The 17,753-nt window shown below is 42.3% G+C and carries 14 protein-coding genes; 6 read left to right on the top strand and 8 right to left on the bottom strand.

Translation table 11 applies throughout. The features are described 5' to 3' along the window. Positions 1–94 precede the first annotated feature (94 nt). Genes R2Q66_RS15765 through R2Q66_RS15775 form a run of 3 tightly spaced genes read left to right on the top strand, consistent with a single transcriptional unit; the run spans position 95 to position 3,907 of the window. Entirely contained in the window at positions 95–2,533 is a 2,439-nt protein-coding gene (locus R2Q66_RS15765; RefSeq protein ID WP_316750681.1) for a penicillin acylase family protein, read from the top strand. Positions 2,534–2,536: 3 nt separating this feature from the next. Beyond that, on the top strand, positions 2,537–2,890 hold the full coding sequence (locus R2Q66_RS15770; RefSeq protein WP_316750683.1) for a hypothetical protein: 354 nt from the start codon (positions 2,537–2,539) through the stop codon (positions 2,888–2,890). A gap of 24 nt (positions 2,891–2,914) precedes the next feature. Next, entirely contained in the window at positions 2,915–3,907 is a 993-nt protein-coding gene (locus tag R2Q66_RS15775; RefSeq protein ID WP_316750685.1) for an acyl transferase, read from the top strand. A 125-nt stretch (positions 3,908–4,032) separates the two neighbouring features. Here the strand turns inward: R2Q66_RS15775 and tyrS are convergent, their stop codons facing one another. Next, positions 4,033–5,319: a tyrosine--tRNA ligase gene (gene tyrS / locus R2Q66_RS15780; protein WP_316750688.1), complete on the bottom strand. Its 1,287-nt coding sequence runs from the start codon at positions 5,317–5,319 to the stop codon at positions 4,033–4,035. Between the two features lie 119 nt (positions 5,320–5,438). Between tyrS and R2Q66_RS15785 the strand changes: the two genes are divergently transcribed. From R2Q66_RS15785 to dapA, 3 genes are read left to right on the top strand one after another with little or no spacing between them, the layout of a single operon-like run. Next, positions 5,439–6,119, top strand: a complete 681-nt coding sequence (locus tag R2Q66_RS15785; protein ID WP_316750691.1) for a hypothetical protein — start codon at positions 5,439–5,441, stop codon at positions 6,117–6,119. A gap of 24 nt (positions 6,120–6,143) precedes the next feature. Continuing rightward, positions 6,144–8,156, top strand: coding sequence for an NAD-dependent DNA ligase LigA (gene ligA, locus R2Q66_RS15790; RefSeq protein WP_316750693.1), 2,013 nt, complete (start codon positions 6,144–6,146; stop codon positions 8,154–8,156). 9 nt (positions 8,157–8,165) lie between these two features. Further along, positions 8,166–9,047, top strand: a complete 882-nt coding sequence (gene dapA / locus R2Q66_RS15795; protein ID WP_316751078.1) for a 4-hydroxy-tetrahydrodipicolinate synthase — start codon at positions 8,166–8,168, stop codon at positions 9,045–9,047. A 92-nt stretch (positions 9,048–9,139) separates the two neighbouring features. Here dapA and R2Q66_RS15800 read toward each other — a convergent pair whose 3' ends face one another. From R2Q66_RS15800 to murG, 7 genes are all read right to left on the bottom strand, one after another. After that, positions 9,140–9,322, bottom strand: coding sequence for a hypothetical protein (locus tag R2Q66_RS15800; protein WP_062547107.1), 183 nt, complete (start codon positions 9,320–9,322; stop codon positions 9,140–9,142). Between the two features lie 196 nt (positions 9,323–9,518). Beyond that, a complete protein-coding gene (locus R2Q66_RS15805; protein WP_316750696.1) occupies positions 9,519–10,760 on the bottom strand; it encodes an aminotransferase class I/II-fold pyridoxal phosphate-dependent enzyme in 1,242 nt (413 codons plus the stop codon). Positions 10,761–10,940: 180 nt separating this feature from the next. Then, positions 10,941–12,572: a cell division protein FtsZ gene (ftsZ, locus tag R2Q66_RS15810; protein ID WP_316750698.1), complete on the bottom strand. Its 1,632-nt coding sequence runs from the start codon at positions 12,570–12,572 to the stop codon at positions 10,941–10,943. A 129-nt stretch (positions 12,573–12,701) separates the two neighbouring features. Next, complete coding sequence (gene ftsA / locus R2Q66_RS15815; protein WP_316750700.1) at positions 12,702–14,063, bottom strand: cell division protein FtsA; 1,362 nt, start codon at positions 14,061–14,063, stop codon at positions 12,702–12,704. Between the two features lie 53 nt (positions 14,064–14,116). Beyond that, the gene (locus R2Q66_RS15820) at positions 14,117–15,289 is read right to left on the bottom strand and encodes a cell division protein FtsQ (RefSeq protein ID WP_316750702.1); all 1,173 of its coding nucleotides are present in this window, start codon (positions 15,287–15,289) and stop codon (positions 14,117–14,119) included. Beyond that, positions 15,282–16,637 carry a UDP-N-acetylmuramate--L-alanine ligase gene (murC, locus tag R2Q66_RS15825; protein WP_316750705.1) on the bottom strand — a complete coding sequence of 452 codons (1,356 nt, stop codon included), beginning with the start codon at positions 16,635–16,637 and terminating at the stop codon, positions 15,282–15,284. The genes R2Q66_RS15820 and murC overlap by 8 nt, the downstream gene beginning before the upstream one ends. Next, complete coding sequence (murG, locus tag R2Q66_RS15830; RefSeq protein WP_316750707.1) at positions 16,624–17,751, bottom strand: undecaprenyldiphospho-muramoylpentapeptide beta-N-acetylglucosaminyltransferase; 1,128 nt, start codon at positions 17,749–17,751, stop codon at positions 16,624–16,626. The genes murC and murG overlap by 14 nt, the downstream gene beginning before the upstream one ends. Between the last annotated feature and the right edge of the window lie 2 nt (positions 17,752–17,753).

The following is a 17,753-nucleotide window of genomic DNA, read 5'->3' on the forward strand; positions in this document are numbered from 1 at the left end:
TTCATTTCAAATGAATTAAGTTTTATGTTAAATTGCAAAAGCACAAAATCAATTCCTTCTATTGACAAGATAAAGCCGTACATTTAATTCAACCATGATGAATAAAGTAAAAGCCTTGGTTTGCGTGATCATTCCCATCCTACTCGCATATGCCTTGAATACCAAGTTTGGAAATACCCCGCCATTACTCAAATTCCTGAATCCTTTTACCGGTTTCTGGCAAAATGCCGAGAAAAACACGATTCCCTCCAAAACAAGCCTGGACTTAAAAGGAACCCTTCAAAATGTAGACATCGCCTTTGATGACCGCATGATCCCCCATATATTCGCTCAAAACGACCATGATGTGTATTATGCACAAGGTTACGTGACTGCCATGCACCGTTTATGGCAAATGGATTTCCAGACCCGTTATGCCGCAGGGCGATTATCGGAAGTGGTGGGCAAAAAAGCCATAGAACTAGACCGCTACCAACGCCGCATGGGCATGGTATATGGTGCAGAAAAGTCTATGGAAGGCATGATGGCCGACCCGAAATCTAAAGAAATGGTCCTGGCCTATACTGCCGGAATCAACGATTATATCCACAGTCTAAACGCCGCAACACTGCCATTAGAGTACAAAATACTGGACTTTAAACCAGAAGACTGGACACCCTTGAAATGTGCGTTACTGTTAAAACAAATGTCGGCAGTGTTGGCCATGGGTTCCGACGAATTTTACATGACCAATATCAGGAAGAAGTTTGGAAACGATGTAGTCAAAGACCTCTTCCCGGATTACCCTTTCAAAGAAGATCCAATCATCCCTGTAGGTACCAAATGGGACTTTACACAGCTTCCAATCCCTACACCTCCTGCTGTATTTACCGAAATGAATACCGCAAACATCAAAACGCAGGAGAAAATTGAAGGCATCGGCAGTAACAACTGGGCACTATCCGGTGCAAAAACGCTTTCCGGATCTCCAATTCTTGCCAATGATCCCCACCTCGACCTTACCCTGCCTTCCATCTGGTACCAGATTCAAATGCATGCCCCTGGCTTAAATGCCTATGGCGTATCCCTGCCCGGCGCACCGGGTATCGTAATCGGCTTCAACCAGAACATTGCCTGGGGTGTAACCAATGTGGCCGCAGATGTGCTCGATTTCTATCAGATCAAATTCAAAGACAACACCCATAAAAGCTATTGGTACAACAACAAATGGAACAATACCAGTACCCGATTGGAAAAGATTAAGATACTCGGCGAAAAGACGGAAGTCGATACCGTATTCTATACCCACCATGGCCCGGTAGTGTACCTGCAAAAGCCTAAAGACTTCTCTAAAGCGGCAAACGTACCCGTTGGAAATGCCCTTCGCTGGATCGCTCATGAGAAATCTAACGAACTCCGGACCTTCTACCTTTTAAACCGGGGTAAAAACTACAACGATTACCGCAATGCCCTCACTTTTTACACTGCACCAGCGCAGAACTTCGTGTTCGCTTCCGCGGATAACGACATTTCCATCACCGCAAACGGTAAATTCCCACTCAAATGGAAAGACCAGGGGAAATTTATCCTGGATGGTACAGACCCTAAAAGTGACTGGCAAGGCTGGATTCCTGCTTCGCAAAATCCAACTGTAAAAAACCCGCCGAGAAACTTTGTCAGCTCTGCCAATCAATCCTCCACCGACCAGACTTATCCCTATTATATCAATTGGGAATTCAGTCCTTATGAACGTGGTAAAAGGATCAACGACCGCCTAACCGCCATGACAAAGGCCACTGCTGATAGTATCCGCCTCATGCAAACGGATTCCTACAGCATTTATGCTCAAAACATCCTACCCTATATCCTGCCCTTAGTCACCAAACTGGAGCTCAATGCCACCCAACAGGAAGCCTTCCGGATCACTTCCGGATGGAACAAGTATTATGGCGCCCAATCCGTTGGAGCCAGCATATTCGACCTTTGGACTAAAAGGATGATGTATAACATCTGGAACGATGAATTTACAGTGGATGCTGTGCCCATGCGCTTCCCTTCCAGAGACCGTACCGTTCAATTGATCCAAAAAGAACCCGATTCCAAATGGTTTGACAACATCAATACGCCTTCAAAAGAAACACTCAGCGATGCCGTCAATGAAGCCTTCAAATATGCCTGCGACAGCCTGGAAAGAAAATATGGGCCCATTAATATGGACTGGGCCTGGGCAAATGTGAAACACAGCAATGTACCTCACCTCGCTAAAATCCCCGGTTTCGGTTCTAAAGTATTGATGACAGGCGGTGGAAAAATGACCATCAATGCCCTCAGCGAAACCAATGGCCCTTCCTGGAGAATGGTCATCGAACTCGGTAAAAACCCTAAAGGGCATGGGGTATTTCCCGGCGGACAATCAGGAAATCCCGGAAGTCGCTTTTATGACAACATGATTGATACCTGGGCCAGCGGCAAATTGTACGATCTTTATTTCATGCAATCTCCGGATGATCCTGCTGCCAAAATAATTTCTAAGTTAAAAATAACCAAAAAATAAGATATGGTTTTTATAGTTATCCTAATCGCATCATTCCTCCTTCAAATGGTACTTCCCTGGTGGATCATCATTGTGATTGCTTTCGCTACCTGCGGATTAATCGGCAAGACCGCTAAAATATCTTTATGGGCCCCTTTCTTTGCCATATTATTGCTCTGGACCGGAATGGCACTTTTCAAAAGCATTCCAAATGATCATATCCTTGCTACCCGTGTGGCCGAAATGATCGGTGTAAAAAGCTGGTACCTTGTACTCGCATTAACCTCAATTATCGGTGCTTTTGTAGCTGGAGTAAGCGGTTTCTGTGGCTACCAGTTCAGAAAAGCATTGCTAAATAAAAATCAGTTCGCCAACTAAAGCAATCTTGTGTATTTTTGCAGGGTGAAGGACTTAATCAAGCAAATATTTTCTATCTCCAATAACGATCAGTTTGAAGAAATCTGCCTCAAGGTGTTTAAACACCAGGCAGAAAACTGTAGCGTATATAAAGCCTGGATGTCTCACCTTAAAGTGAAGCCAGAGGAGATAACATCTTCAAAAGAGATCCCATTTCTACCCATCGGCTTTTTCAAAACTCATGAAGTATTGAGCAGCACCCACCCGGTAGAAATTACTTTCAGCAGCTCCGGAACCACCGGAATGTCCCAAAGTAAACATCTGGTGACAGATCTTTCTATCTACGACCAAAGCTTTAACCTGGCTTTTGAACAGTTTTATGGCAGCATAGAAAACACCTGTTTTCTAGCCCTGTTGCCTTCCTACCTGGAACGCGACGGTTCTTCCTTAATCTACATGGTAGATGCCCTGATCAGAGACAGCAAACATCCGGATAGTGGTTATTTCCTGCATAACCATGAAGAGCTACACCAAAAGTTAACACAACTACAAGCCAGCGGACAAAAGACCATCCTGATCGGTGTAACCTATGCCCTGCTCGACTTTATCGAAAAGTATCAGCTAAATTTCCCTGAACTGGTGGTTATGGAAACTGGTGGCATGAAAGGAAAAAGAAAAGAGATGGTAAGAGAAGAATTACATCAACTCCTTCAAGAGGGATTTGGCGTAACCAGTATCCATAGCGAATATGGCATGACTGAACTTCTGGGCCAGGCTTACTCCCGGGGAGTTGGCATTTTCAACTGTCCGCCATGGATGAAAATCTACCTCCGCGACGTCAATGATCCTTTAAGCCTCATCATCGGTAACAACAGTAAAAGCAGTGGTGGCATCAATGTCATCGACCTTTCCAACCTCAATTCCTGCGCTTTTATCGCTACTCAGGATTTAGGACGCTTATTCCCTGACGGCTCATTTGAAGTACTAGGCAGGTTCGATAATGCAGACATCAGAGGTTGCAACCTGCTCGTTCAATAAAAAACTAAATACCCTTAATTTATAGCATAAAAAATCCCGGTTCTAATCAGACCGGGATTTTTCATAAGAGACAAAACTTGTCTCCTGAATATATCATCAAAAGCCGGCTTTAAAAGCTCAACCTACTATTTAACGCTCAATAAGAAATAATTTTTCTTTCCTTTTTGTACAATGATAAACTGATCATTTAAAAGGTGTTCCGAACCAATAACTTCTCCTGCATCTTTCAGTTTCTCTCTGTTTACAGAAACACCACCGCCTTGAATCAATTTCTTCGCTTCTCCTTTAGAAGCAAATACTGTCGATTTCTCCGCTAATAAAGTCGCTGCATCAATACCCAACATCAACTCTTCTTTAGAAATCTCAAACTGAGGAATACCCTCAAAAATCTCCAATACCTGAGTTTCATTTAAAGTCTTGAAAAACTCTAAAGAACCATTACCGAATAAAAATTCAGAAGTTTTAACAGCAGTTTCCAAAGCTTCCGCAGAATGTGTTCTCACGGTAATATCTTCCGCTAAAGCTTTCTGCAAGATGCGTAAATGAGGTGCTGCATCATGCTCTACCTCTAAATCTTCGATTTCTTCCTGAGATTTCAAAGTGAAGATTCTGATCCATTTTTTAGTATCATCATCAGAAGCATTCAACCAGAACTGGTAGAATTTGTAAGGAGAAGTTTTCTCCGGAGCCAACCAAACCGCACCGCTTTCCGTTTTACCGAATTTAGTACCGTCAGCTTTCTTAATCAACTTTGTCGTTACCGCAAAAGCAGTACCTGCATCCTTACGTCTGATCAATTCCGTACCGGTCACGATATTTCCCCATTGATCTGAACCACCCATCTGAATTAAACAGTTGTGGTGTTTCCACAAGTAGTAAAAGTCGAAACCCTGAATCAACTGGTAGCAAAACTCTGTAAATGACAAACCTGAATCACCTTCAAGACGTCTCTTTACACTATCTTTTGCCATCATATAATTCACTGTAATGTGCTTACCAACATCTCTGATAAAAGTAAAAAGATTCATATCCTTAAACCAGTCATTATTGTTCACCATTACCGCACCATTTCCAGCATCTTCAAAGTTCAAAAACTTCATAAGCTGCTTTTTCATGCCTGCAAGGTTATGTTCTACCATATCCTCTGTCTGCAAATTACGCTCATCAGATTTCCCCGAAGGATCACCAACCATTCCGGTTGCACCACCTACCAAAGCATAAGGCTTATGTCCGGCACGTTGAAAATGAATTAAAGTCATGATCTGAGTCAGGTGACCCACATGCAGTGAATCTGCTGTTGGATCAAAGCCGATGTACCCCGATGTCATGCCTTCATTTAATTTTTCTTCAGTACCAGGCATTATATCCTGCAACATGCCTCTCCAGCGTAATTCTTCAACGAAATTGGTCATTATGTATCTCCTTAGTTTGTCGCAAATATAAGACAAATATGGAACAAGCTATGGCCTTCCCGGAATTCAATCCCCCTCAGAAACAGCGAAACTGAACAAAAATCGCTACTTTTAAACCGATGAACTTTCTTTCCCACTATTATTTTGAACGAAACAACACTGACGAAAACATCGTCTTAGGTGTCATATTGCCCGATCTGATCAAAAATGCACAGAAAGAAAGTAACCTCTACCCCCTAAAAGAAAAACACCTTTTTTTAAAAGATCCAAATCAGGCTTCGCTGTTAAAAGGCTGGGAAAGACACCTCGAAGTAGACCGTGTATTCCATAATTCAGACTTCTTTAAAGTGCAAACCGCAGCGCTGAAACAACTGATCTTACCCCTTTGTGAAAACAGTCCCGTGAAACCATTTTTCCTCGCACATATTGGGATTGAACTTGTGTTGGACCATATTCTGACCACAAAAGGCATCGTCAACATCAATACCTTTTACGAGCAACTCATCAAATCTGATAAGAAAGCCGTTGAAACCTTCCTTAGCAACTGCGGCGTAGCAGATACCAGCGTATTCCTTAAATTCCTGGAGAACTTCATCAGCAGCCGCTACCTGTTCAGCTACCAGAAGATTGAAAACATTTCTTATGCGCTCAACAGAATCTGTATGCGCATCTGGCCAAATCCTTTCACAGAAGCACAGACCGAACTCCTCACCGAAAAGCTCATCATCTACCGCGATGCTGTAGAACCGGAATACCTCGACATTTTTAAGCGCATAGAAAGTATTCTGCCCCCTTTATAATCTGAGATTTTCTATCTTTGTCCTATGCCACTTATGGAGATTAAAGACAAAATGGAAGCCTTGGTTAAGGAGCTTAACCAACATAGTTACAATTATTATGTACTGGCGATGCCTACCATTGCAGATTACGAGTTCGACAAGAAATTAGCAGAGCTGGAGCAACTTGAAAAAGCACATCCGGAATTCGCTGACCCCAACTCCCCTACACAAAAAGTGGGCGGAGATATCACCAAATCTTTCAAGACCGTAGCCCACAGATGGCCAATGCTTTCTTTAGGGAATACCTATAACGAACAAGACCTGCGCGACTTCGACGAACGTGTCAGGAAAACAATCGGAGATCAGTTTGAGTATGTTTGTGAACTTAAATTCGACGGACTATCCATCAGTTTAACTTACGAAAACAACAAACTCGTTCGCGCGGTTACCCGTGGCGATGGCACTAAAGGCGATGTGGTGACGGCCAACATCAAAACCATCAGCAATATCCCCCATCAGTTAAAAGACGAAAGCATTCCTCCCCTGTTTGAAATCAGAGGAGAGATATTTATGCACCGTGCAGCCTTCGACCGCCTCAACAGAGAACGCGAAGAACTTGGGGAGGTACAATATGCCAACCCGAGAAACTTTGCCGCAGGAACCGTTAAAATGCAGGATTCTAAAGAAGTTGCCAGACGCCCCTTAGACTGCTTCCTGTATTCCATGAATACTGACAAAAACTACTTCAAAACCCATTGGGAAAGCCTGCAAAGCTTAAAAGAATGGGGATTCAATGTTTGTGAACATACCGAACTGAGCAGCAGCATCGACGATGTCCTTGCCTTTGTCCATAAATGGGAAGAACAACGTTTCAACCTTTCTTATGACATCGACGGGATCGTCATCAAAGTAAACAGCTATGCACAACAGCAGGAACTGGGTTTTACCGCCAAATCTCCACGTTGGGCAATCTCTTATAAATACAAAGCACAGGAAGTAGAAACCATCCTGGAAAAAGTAAGTTACCAGGTGGGAAGAACCGGTGCTGTTACCCCTGTAGCCAATTTAAAACCAGTTCAACTGGCCGGAACAACCGTTAAAAGAGCTACCCTACACAATGCCAATGAAATCGAAAGACTGGATCTTCATGAAGGAGATACCGTATTTGTAGAAAAAGGTGGCGAGATCATTCCTAAAATCATCAATGTAAACCTGGAGAAACGCAAACCAGGGGCGCTAAAAATACATTACCTCACCGAATGTCCGGAATGCAACACCCCATTGGTCAGAAAAGAAGGCGAAGTAGCCTTTTACTGCCCTAATGACGAAGCTTGTCCGCCACAAATTGTAGGTAAAATCCAGCATTTTATCGGCCGCAAGGCGATGAATATCGACGGATTAGGCGATGAAACCATCGAAACCTTTTACCAGCGCGGCCTGATTGCTCACATCAGCGACCTGTATACGCTGAAAGAAAGATCTGAAGACCTGAAAACAATAGAGCGCTTCGGAGAACGTTCTATTGAGAATATGCTGAAAGGAATTGAAGACTCTAAGCAAATGCCATTTGAAAAGGTGCTTTTCGGATTAGGCATCCGATATGTTGGCGAAACCGTAGCGCGTAAATTAGCGATGGGAACCAAAAATATCGACAAATTAATGACCGCAACCCTGGAAGAACTCACTTCAATAGATGAAATCGGGCAAAGAATCGCAGAAAGCATCCTGGAATACTTCGCAAAACCGGAACATATTCATCAAATTGAGCTGTTAAAGTCGTACGGACTCCAATTTGAAGTGGTAGAAAAAGAAATTACCCTCCAAAGTGACAAGTTAACTGGAAAAACATTCGTAATTTCGGGAGTTTTTGAAAATTACAGTAGAGAAGAGCTCAAAGAGATAATAGAAAGCAATGGTGGTAAGATCCTGAGCGGAATTTCCGCAAAGCTCAACTACCTTGTCGCGGGTGATAACATGGGACCTTCCAAATTGGAAAAGGCAAATAAATTGAATGTCCCCCTGATTTCACAGGATGACCTATTAGCGTTATTGAAGTAAATAAAAATGATGAACAAATTTCACGGAACGGGTGTGGCATTGGTCACCCCATTTAATGCAGACGGAACAGTGGATTATGCAGGCCTTAAAAACCTCATCAATCACCTTGTTGAAGGAAAAGTAGAATACCTGGTATCTTTAGGTACAACAGGAGAAGCATCAACACTGAATAAGAGCGACAAGAAGAAGATCTGGGAATTTACTACTGAAATTAACAATGGCCGTCTACCACTGGTAGCTGGTATCGGAGGAAATGATACAGCCGAACTTGCGCAAAGTATAAAAGAATTTGAAGTGACTGGTTATGATGCCATTTTATCAGCCAGCCCATATTATAATAAGCCAACTCAGGAAGGCATTTACCAACACTATAAGGCAGTATCGGAAGCAAGTGCATTACCTGTATTCCTTTACAATGTACCAGGTCGTACGGGCAGCAATGTAAGCCCTGAAACGACCTGCCGTTTAGCGCATGATTTCAAAAACATCATTGGGACTAAAGAAGCATCCGGAAGTTTCGACCAGTTCAACCAGATCCTGCGCGATAAGCCAGCTGATTTTATGTTGATCTCTGGTGATGATCCTATTGCCTTGCCTATGATGGCATTGGGTGCAGTTGGGGTGATCTCTGTAGTAGGAAACGCCTTGCCTAAGCAATTGTCTGACATGATCAGATTATGTTTAAACGGCGATTTCAAAGCAGCAACACCTTTACACCTGGACTTAATTGAATTCACCAGATTAATCTTCGCAGAAGGAAACCCTGGGGGCGTAAAAGCGGCCCTGAAACAATTAGGTGTATGTGATGATTATGTACGTTTACCATTGGTACAGGCAACTGAGGAACTTCGCAAAGCGATTATCGCGGAAACAATCAGAATTACAGCATAACAAACAGGTTAAAAACAGCGAAGCTGTAAAAACCTTATTCCATAAAAAAAGCGTCCCGGTTGCCTGGACGCTTTTTTTTTGAATCAAAAAGCTTATTTAGCGTCTTTGTTTTTAGTTTCCTGAACTTCCAGACGAATCGCCTGAGCTAAGTTTTTAAGATCCTGCATACCTTTACGAACACGTGTTCCTGCGGCGCTATTTGCTTTGTTGTAGAATTTGTCTGCATCTGCTTCTAAAGCAGCAACAAGTTCTTTTGCTTCATTAAATTTTTTCATCGTTAATTTACTCCTTTTTAGTTTTTAATGGTTTGATTGATACTCTATTACTAAAGTAAGGTGTTTATTCTATAAAAAAAAGATTTTCAGACAATAAATAAAGGCCTTTTGAAAACTATATTTTCAGAAGTAATTCTTCAGGCAAAAAAAAAGACTGCCTAAAAAAGCAGTCTTTCCTTTAATCTTATCAAACGGACTAAGCCATAGAGAACTGATGTTCCTTATAATAACCAGTTTTCAACTTCTCAGACACTTCGCTAAAAGCATCTAGCGTACGCTGTACGTCTTCCAATGTATGAACAGCGGTCGGAATCAACCTCAGCTCAATAAGCCCCTTAGGGATCACCGGATAAACCACAATCGAACAGAAGATACCATAGTTCTCACGTAAGTCCATGGTTAATGCCGTAGCTTCTAACAATTCGCCTTTTAAGAACACCGGAGTTACCATCGTATCGGTAATACCTAAATCAAAACCACGTTCTCTTAAACCTTTTTGAAGCGTAGTTGCGATCAACCAAAGACGTTCTCTTAATTCCGGGTTATTTTTAAGCAACTCTAATCTTTTCAATAAACCAATAACCATCGGCATTGGTAAAGCCTTCGCAAAAGTCTGCGAACGCATATTGTAACGGAAATAGTTAGTTAATTCCTGAGTAGAAGCAACGAAAGCACCAATACCTGCCATTGATTTTGCGAAAGTACCGAAGTACACATCTACACCTTCAATACAGCCTTGCTCCTCATGCGTACCCGCACCAGTTGGGCCCATCGTACCAAAACCATGTGCATCGTCGATTAACAAACGGAAATCGAAATCTTTCTTCAATTCAATCAGTTCCTTCAGTTTTCCCTGAGCACCTGACATACCGAAAACACCTTCTGTAATCAAAAGAATACCACCACCCGACTGTTCAGTCAGTTTAGTAGCACGTTCTAATTGCTTGCGGGCACTTTCAATATCATTGTGCTGGTAAACGAAACGCTTACCCATGTGCAAACGTAAACCATCGATAATGCAGGCATGAGATTCCGCATCGTAAACGATGACGTCATTTCTGTCTACTAAACAATCGATGATCGAAACCATACCCTGGTAACCAAAGTTCAATAAGAACGCATCTTCTTTACCAACAAATTCGGCTAATTCCTGCTCCATTTGCTCATGGTACTTAGAATTACCAGACATCATTCTTGCACCCATCGGGTAGGCCATACCAAAATCCGTCGCACCCTGCTTATCCGCTTCCCTAACTTCAGGGTGGTTTGCTAATCCTAAATAGTTGTTTAAACTCCAAACTAAATGTTCTTTGCCACGAAAAGTCATGTGAGGTGCGATTTCCCCCTCTAATTTAGGAAAAGAGAAATATCCATGTGACCATTTCTGGTGCTGACCAATCGGTCCCATGCGTTTTGCTACTTTATCAAAAATATCCAATGTGTATTTATTTAAATGTTATGTATCTTATTTTTTTGCAAATTTAAGGTTAATCTGCTTCAATAGCAATTTTACCTGGTAGCGCTTTTAAGCCGCTTAACAGCTCCCTAACGATTATTATGCCAAAAAAGCCTTAACAACAGAATTGCTAAGGCTTTTTAAAATATTTAAACCGACTGACTAATCAACGTTATCGTGTAAAAATGAGTTATTAGGTCTGATCTCTGTAGATCCTTCCTCATCATTACTCAACGTAAATCTCGAAACCTGAGACTCTGAAGAGTGCTGAACCTGTTCCAACTGCATTTGCTTACGTTTATAAGCCGGCTCGTTTTCCAGTTCCTGTAAACCATTGCTGGTTCTCAGTTTCATGCTCAGATCTTTTAATCTCAAGATACGCTCTTTAGATTTTTTCAATTGATCTTCGATAGAATCATCATTTTTATCATCATCTGCACCTGCTTCCGCCATTTCCTGGTGTTGAGGCTCCACATTGTTATGGAAAACAGATTCTGGTTTTTCAAAGGTAAAATCAGTTTCTGCAACTTTGATCTCAAACTCAAAAGAAGGATCCTGCTCTTCTGCAACCGGTGCCTCTTCTTCTACTAAAGTATGTCTGACGATACCATTGCTGTCTGGTTCCTGATAACCTCTTTTATTGTTCCCGTATAAATCACCAAAAAGATCAGACTGTTTGATCTCTTCTTTAGTTTTCATAACCGGCTCATTAGAATAAGCTTCCGGTCTTGGCGCGATAAAAGAATTAACAGCTTCTACCGGTTTCACTAATGGTGCCTCCTCAGGCGTAAGCAAAGAAACTTTTCTTACGTTTTTCTTTTCTTCATCACGTTGTTCCGTCGTCTGGAAACCTGTGGCAATAATCGTTACCGATAATTTATCCTCCAGGTTCTCATCAATACAGTTACCCCAGATCAGGTCTGCAGAAAGACCTGCTTTATCCTGAATATAGTCCGTGATAATCGTCACCTCATCCATCGTTACTTCACGTAATCCTGAACTGATATTTAATAAAATATATCTGGCGCCTTCAATCTCGTTATCTTTTAACAATGGAGAAGCCAAAGCGCCTTCCACTGCATTTAATGCTCTATTCTCACCATCACAGGCAAAACTACCCATGATCGAAACCCCACTGTCCTTCATTACCGTACGCACATCCTTAAAATCCACGTTGATATAACCAGGTACTGTGATGATCTCTGCAATTCCTTTAGCTGCGGTAGTTAAGATATCATCTGCCTGCGCAAATGCGGAACCTAAAGTCAGGTTACCGAAAATCTCCCTTAACCTGTCGTTCGAGATAACCAGGTAAGAGTCTACATATTTCTTCAGCTCATCCAAACCATCATTGGCTTGCATCTTACGTCTTTTACCTTCAAAGGCAAATGGCGTAGTCACGATAGCAACTGTCAAAATATCTAATTCTTTTGCTGCTTTAGCAATAATCGGGCTTGCACCTGTTCCGGTACCACCACCCATTCCGGCAGTGATAAACAACATCTTTGTGGTGCTTCCCAGCATTTGTTTGATGTCATCTATATTCTCTATAGCAGAATTCTTTCCTACCTCGGGAATAGAGCCTGCGCCCATTCCTTCTGTTAAGCTCGCACCCAATTGTACCTTGTTAGGGATCGGACTAAACTCCAATGCCTGTGCATCTGTATTACAAATAATAAAGTCTACACCAGTAATTCCCTGACGGTACATATGGTTTACCGCATTACCACCACCGCCACCAACACCAATAACCTTGATGATTGATGACTTATCTTTTAACATTTCGAACTGCATATCTTTATGAATCAGTTGTTTAAAAATTCGTTTTTCCTGTTCATCTACCAACGTAATAATACCATTTTTTAACAGGGCTTTTATATATCTGTTTGGAATGTGGAAAAATCGTCAATTGTGGATAAGTATTTAGGATTTGATATAATCTTCGTCACTAACGTTCATATCGTCTTTAACAAAGTCTTTTGCCTTAGCCAGCAGCTTATCAAAGAGACCACCACCAGAATTTTTGTTTTTGTCTTTAGCCTCTTTTGGCTTTTCAACATAAACCCCTGGTTGTTTCATTTCTTCAATCAACTCCTCTGCTTTTTGAATTCCTTTGATCAGCAAACCAACACTGGTTGCATACATCGGGCTTTTCAAATCATCGTAAATAGTTTTCGGCATGTCTTCATATTTCGACAAATGCTCATTTGGATAACCAACGCGGCAATCTAAACCAGTTACATATTCTACCAGTTGAGAAAGGTGTTTCAGCAAAGCACCACCACCGGTAATCACTACACCACCGATTAATTTTTTCTCATAACCTGAAGACTTAATCTCATAATAAACATGCTCAATGATTTCTTCCATACGGGCCTGGATCACATAAGCTAAGTTTTTCACAGAAATCTCTTTTGGCTCTCTTCCACGAAGTCCGGGAACGCAAATGATCTCATTTTCTTTGTTCTCTTCAGCCAGGGCAGAACCGAAACGGGTCTTCAACAATTCAGCCTGGTTTCTCATTACAGAACATCCCTCACGAATATCTTCCGTTACGCTGTTACCACCAAACGGGATAACCGCAGTATGGCGGATGATACCTTCATGAAAAATAGCAATATCAGTCGTACCACCACCAATATCCACTAAAGCAATACCAGCTTCCTTCTCTTCGTCGCTCAACACCGACTCTGAAGAAGCAAGAGGCTCTAATATTAATTCCTGAGTTTGCAACCCGGCATTGGTTACGCACCTCATGATATTTTTAACCGCAGTTACCTGTCCGGAAATGATGTGGAAGTTCGCTTCTAAACGCACTCCTGCCATTCCGATCGGGTCTTTTACCCCGGGCTCATTATCGATAGTAAATTCCTGAGGCAAGACATGGATGATTTCTTCTCCCGGGGGCATAACCAGTTTGAACATGTCATCAATTAATTTGTCTATATCCTTCTTACCAATTTCATTGTGCAGCTCTCTCCTGGTCAAAATCCCACGGTGTTGCAAACTTTTGATATGCTGACCAGCGATACCAACGTTCACCACGCGGATTTCTACATTCGACTGACCACTGGCAACTTCCACTGCCTGTGCGATCCCCTGAACTGTTTTCTGGATGTTGGAAACCACGCCACGGGTTACCCCTGCTGATTCCGCTTTTCCAATGCCCAATACCTCTATTTTTTTATGCTGAGTGCGCCGACCAACGATCACGCAAATTTTTGTAGTACCAATATCCAATCCTACTACGATTGGAGACTGCACGATAGATTTTTCTTTGCCCATAACTATATCGATTTGCTGAGTTATATTCTTGTTGTTTTGTGGTATCTGTATTCTTATCTCTTTTCTGCTGCCGTTACCGGTTTCTTAGCAGTTGTTGTTGCTGTTTTGTTTGCTGCCACTTTCGTTGCAGCCGGCTTTTTTACCGGAGTTACTGTACCCGTCTTTTTTGCCTTGCTAACTACCGCTTTGGGCTTCGGTTTAGGCTCCGTCTTTTTAACCGGAGGTTTTACCGTAGCTTTCTTTGGCGGAGCTAACTTAACGGCCGGCTTTTCCGTCGGAGGCTTAACTGGCACTACAGCTACCGCTCCATCCGGTACATCCGGGTCGTTCGCATCGTTTTTCATTTCCTTTGCAATCTCTTGCAACACCAATGGATTGATGGCTCCCTTATTTACTTTGGCCGTTTCCGTGTACTTAGGCCGCTTCACCCCATTCACTATAATCGAGTCAGGCTTGCTCTTTTCACAAACCACCTGATTCGTATATTTTATATTGATCGTTTTATAGGTATCCCATCCCACTTTTGGCATGGCCTGCTTATAAAACGCCAGAAGATTTCTCATTTTCACCTGCAAAGAATCAGCAGAACCCAGTACGATGCGCTGGTTACCTACTCTTGGGATCAACTCAATATCCATTTTGTCATCAACATACAACTGCTCAATTTGTGCATCCCACAAAGTATCGCGCTTGATGAACAAAGCCGTCTCATACAAATCTGCTGCCAATTTGGTGATTAAAGTGTCCACCCGGCCAGTAAAACGTTCCATAATGTTTCCATTAGCCACCAGAACATTGGCGGTAAAGTTCGGAGACACCGGCATTTTTAAACCATCACGGTCAATGTAATAGTCCTGTCCACCAGCATTAATCACCCTTAAAATAGGCTGACGCTGCTTAATTTCAATGTGAATCACCCCATCCATGTCCGCATACACCACCGCAGAGGCAATATATGGATTGGAAATGATCTTTTTCTCTATCGCATGAAGGTTAATATCTTCCAGCTTGCGACCGATTAAAGAGCCCTGGCTCTGCTTTAAAACCGCATCTATCTCTTCCCGCTCGATAAAATTATCCGCACCGGGAATCAATATTTTGACATTCGTAATGGTCACTGTATCCTTCTTCATGCCGATGAAACTCATGAGCACAACCACCCCACACAGGCAAAAAACCCATGCAAAGCATCTGAATACAAATTTCCAGTTGATGTCTTTAAACATTAGTGAAATTAGTTTTTAACGGTTGTATTAAGGTATCAATATCTCCTGCGCCAACGGTAATCAGCAGCTCAGGATTCTTTGTTTTAATGCGCTCCAACACAAGGTCTTTCGCAATAATTTCTTTATTATTCAGGGTGATTTTATCCAGCAAAAATGCGGAGTCAACACCTTCAATCGGCAGCTCTCTAGCCGGGTAAATTTCCAGTAAAATCAGGTCATCTACCGTACTTAAAACCTCGGCAAACCCAGCCGCAAAATCGCGTGTGCGACTAAACAAATGCGGCTGAAAAATCACCGTCATTTTCTTATCCGGATACAACTGTCTAACCGCATGAAAACATGCTTTTAGCTCCTCCGGATGATGTGCATAATCGTCAATATAAATGTGATTATCCGTATTAACTATATATTCAAATCTTCTCTTTACTCCTTTAAAACCGGCAATAGCGCCCTTTATTTTATCCGCATCAATGCCCAGCTTTAAGGCCACTGCGATTGCCGCAACTGCATTTTCAACGTTATGAGTACCAGGTAACATCAGCTCTACATCGGTTATTTTAACCTGCGCATCTACATAATCAAAAACGAACTTCGAACCCACAACTCTGATATTTTCTCCTCTGATCTCAGATGACATCCCGGCGCTGTAATTCAGACCGCCTTCCAAAGGCAAACCAGCCTTTACAAACAAGCTGCCTTCCGGCTTTAATTGTCCGGCAAACAAGCGGAAAGACTCTTCCAGCTGACTCGCATCACCATAGATATCCAAATGATCCGCATCCATAGAAGTGATCACCGATACATCCGGGTGTAAGGTTAGGAAAGAACGGTCGTACTCATCCGCTTCTACCACCACTACATGGTTAGTACCCAGAATAAAATTACTATCATAATTCGTCGCAATACCACCTAAAAAGGCTGTACAACCAAAACCAGTATCCGTTAGCACATGGGCAATGATCGAAGAAGTGGTTGTTTTTCCATGCGTACCCGCAACAGCAATACAAAACTGCCCTTCGCTAATGATACCCAAAACCTCCGAACGTTTCTTCATCACAAACTCCTGCTCCTGGAAATAGTGAAGCAAAGCACTGTGTTTAGGAATCGCAGGCGTATATACCACTAAAGTATATTCATCCTTCGTCAGGAATTCTACCGGCAATGTAAACACTTCATCTACGTAAGAGATCACAATCCCTTCGGCTTCTAAAGCCTTTGTCAGGTTCGTACTGGTTTTATCGTAACCACAAACCTCGCAACCTCTGCTTTTGAAGTAACGGGCCAGGGCACTCATACCAATCCCACCGATGCCCACAAAATAAATTCTTCTAATCTTATCTAACTTCACTTAGACCTCCTTTTCCTGCTAAAATTAACACCTCTTCTGCAATGATGTTATCCGCATCAGGCAAAGCCATTTTCCCTATATTTTCAGAAAGCACTTTACAGCGTTCCTTATCATTTAACAATTTTAAAGCTTCCGATACCAGGGTATCTTCCGCAGAACGATCGGCGATTAAAAGTGCCGCATGGTTTTTCACCAGGGCCATCGCATTTTTTGTCTGGTGGTCTTCAGCCACATTTGGCGAAGGCACCAGGATCACCGGTTTTTTAATCAGACAAAGCTCTGCAATCGTGCCTGCACCTGCTCTGGAAATGATCAGATCGGCAGCAGCATAAGCCATGTCCATTTTATTCAGAAATTCCAGAATACACACATTTGGATGGTACTCCAAACCTAAGCGCTCCACAATCCCTTTGTAATAATATTTACCCGTCTGCCAGATCACCTGAACATCCTGAGCAATTAAATCTTGTAAATGCTTTTCAATACTCTTGTTTAAAGTCCCGGCACCCAGACTCCCACCTGTCACCAGAATGGTTTTCTTTAAAGGGTCAAGCTTCAATAATTCTGCACCTGCATGTTGTTTCCTGGCGATATCCACCACATCTTTCCTGACCGGGTTTCCTGTTTTCAGGATATTTTCGGCAGGGAAAAACTGATCCATTTCGTCAAAAGCCACACATACTTTCGCTGCGTTTTTTCCCAACCATTTATTGGTTACCCCTGCATAGGAATTTTGCTCCTGAATCAGGTAAGGAATCTTTTTTAAGGAAGCAGCAAATAAGATCGGTCCGGAAGCATAGCCACCCACACCAACCACTACATCAGGTTTAAAATCTGCAATTAACTGCAAAGCCTTACGCATGCTGCCAAACATTTTAAATGGCAGACTTAAATTCTTAACGATTGATCCCCGCTGGAAGCCGCTAATGTTTAAGCCAATAATTTTATATCCGGCAGCAGGAACTTTTTCCATTTCCATTCTGCCTGTTGCACCAACAAATAAAATCTCACAGCCCGGCTCCATGCGTTTTAAAGCATTAGCTATTGATATGGCCGGAAAAATATGTCCGCCAGTACCACCACCTGAAATAATTACTCTCGTTGCTCTATTCATCT

This window comes from Pedobacter gandavensis, assembly GCF_032677645.1.
GTDB classification, from domain to species: domain Bacteria; phylum Bacteroidota; class Bacteroidia; order Sphingobacteriales; family Sphingobacteriaceae; genus Pedobacter; species Pedobacter gandavensis_A.

Excerpts from the sequence above, each read along its gene's own strand:
- ftsA (WP_316750700.1), bottom strand. The coding sequence starts at position 14,063 with ATGGGCAAAGAAAAATCTATCGTGCAGTCTCCAATCGTAGTAGGATTG.
- ftsZ (WP_316750698.1), bottom strand. The coding sequence starts at position 12,572 with ATGCAGTTCGAAATGTTAAAAGATAAGTCATCAATCATCAAGGTTATT.
- R2Q66_RS15800 (WP_062547107.1), bottom strand. The coding sequence starts at position 9,322 with ATGAAAAAATTTAATGAAGCAAAAGAACTTGTTGCTGCTTTAGAAGCA.
- R2Q66_RS15785 (WP_316750691.1), top strand. The coding sequence starts at position 5,439 with ATGAACTTTCTTTCCCACTATTATTTTGAACGAAACAACACTGACGAA.
- R2Q66_RS15765 (WP_316750681.1), top strand. The coding sequence starts at position 95 with ATGATGAATAAAGTAAAAGCCTTGGTTTGCGTGATCATTCCCATCCTA.
- R2Q66_RS15770 (WP_316750683.1), top strand. The coding sequence starts at position 2,537 with ATGGTTTTTATAGTTATCCTAATCGCATCATTCCTCCTTCAAATGGTA.
- ligA (WP_316750693.1), top strand. The coding sequence starts at position 6,144 with ATGCCACTTATGGAGATTAAAGACAAAATGGAAGCCTTGGTTAAGGAG.
- murG (WP_316750707.1), bottom strand. The coding sequence starts at position 17,751 with ATGAATAGAGCAACGAGAGTAATTATTTCAGGTGGTGGTACTGGCGGA.
- dapA (WP_316751078.1), top strand. The coding sequence starts at position 8,166 with ATGAACAAATTTCACGGAACGGGTGTGGCATTGGTCACCCCATTTAAT.
- tyrS (WP_316750688.1), bottom strand. The coding sequence starts at position 5,319 with ATGACCAATTTCGTTGAAGAATTACGCTGGAGAGGCATGTTGCAGGAT.
- R2Q66_RS15820 (WP_316750702.1), bottom strand. The coding sequence starts at position 15,289 with ATGTTTAAAGACATCAACTGGAAATTTGTATTCAGATGCTTTGCATGG.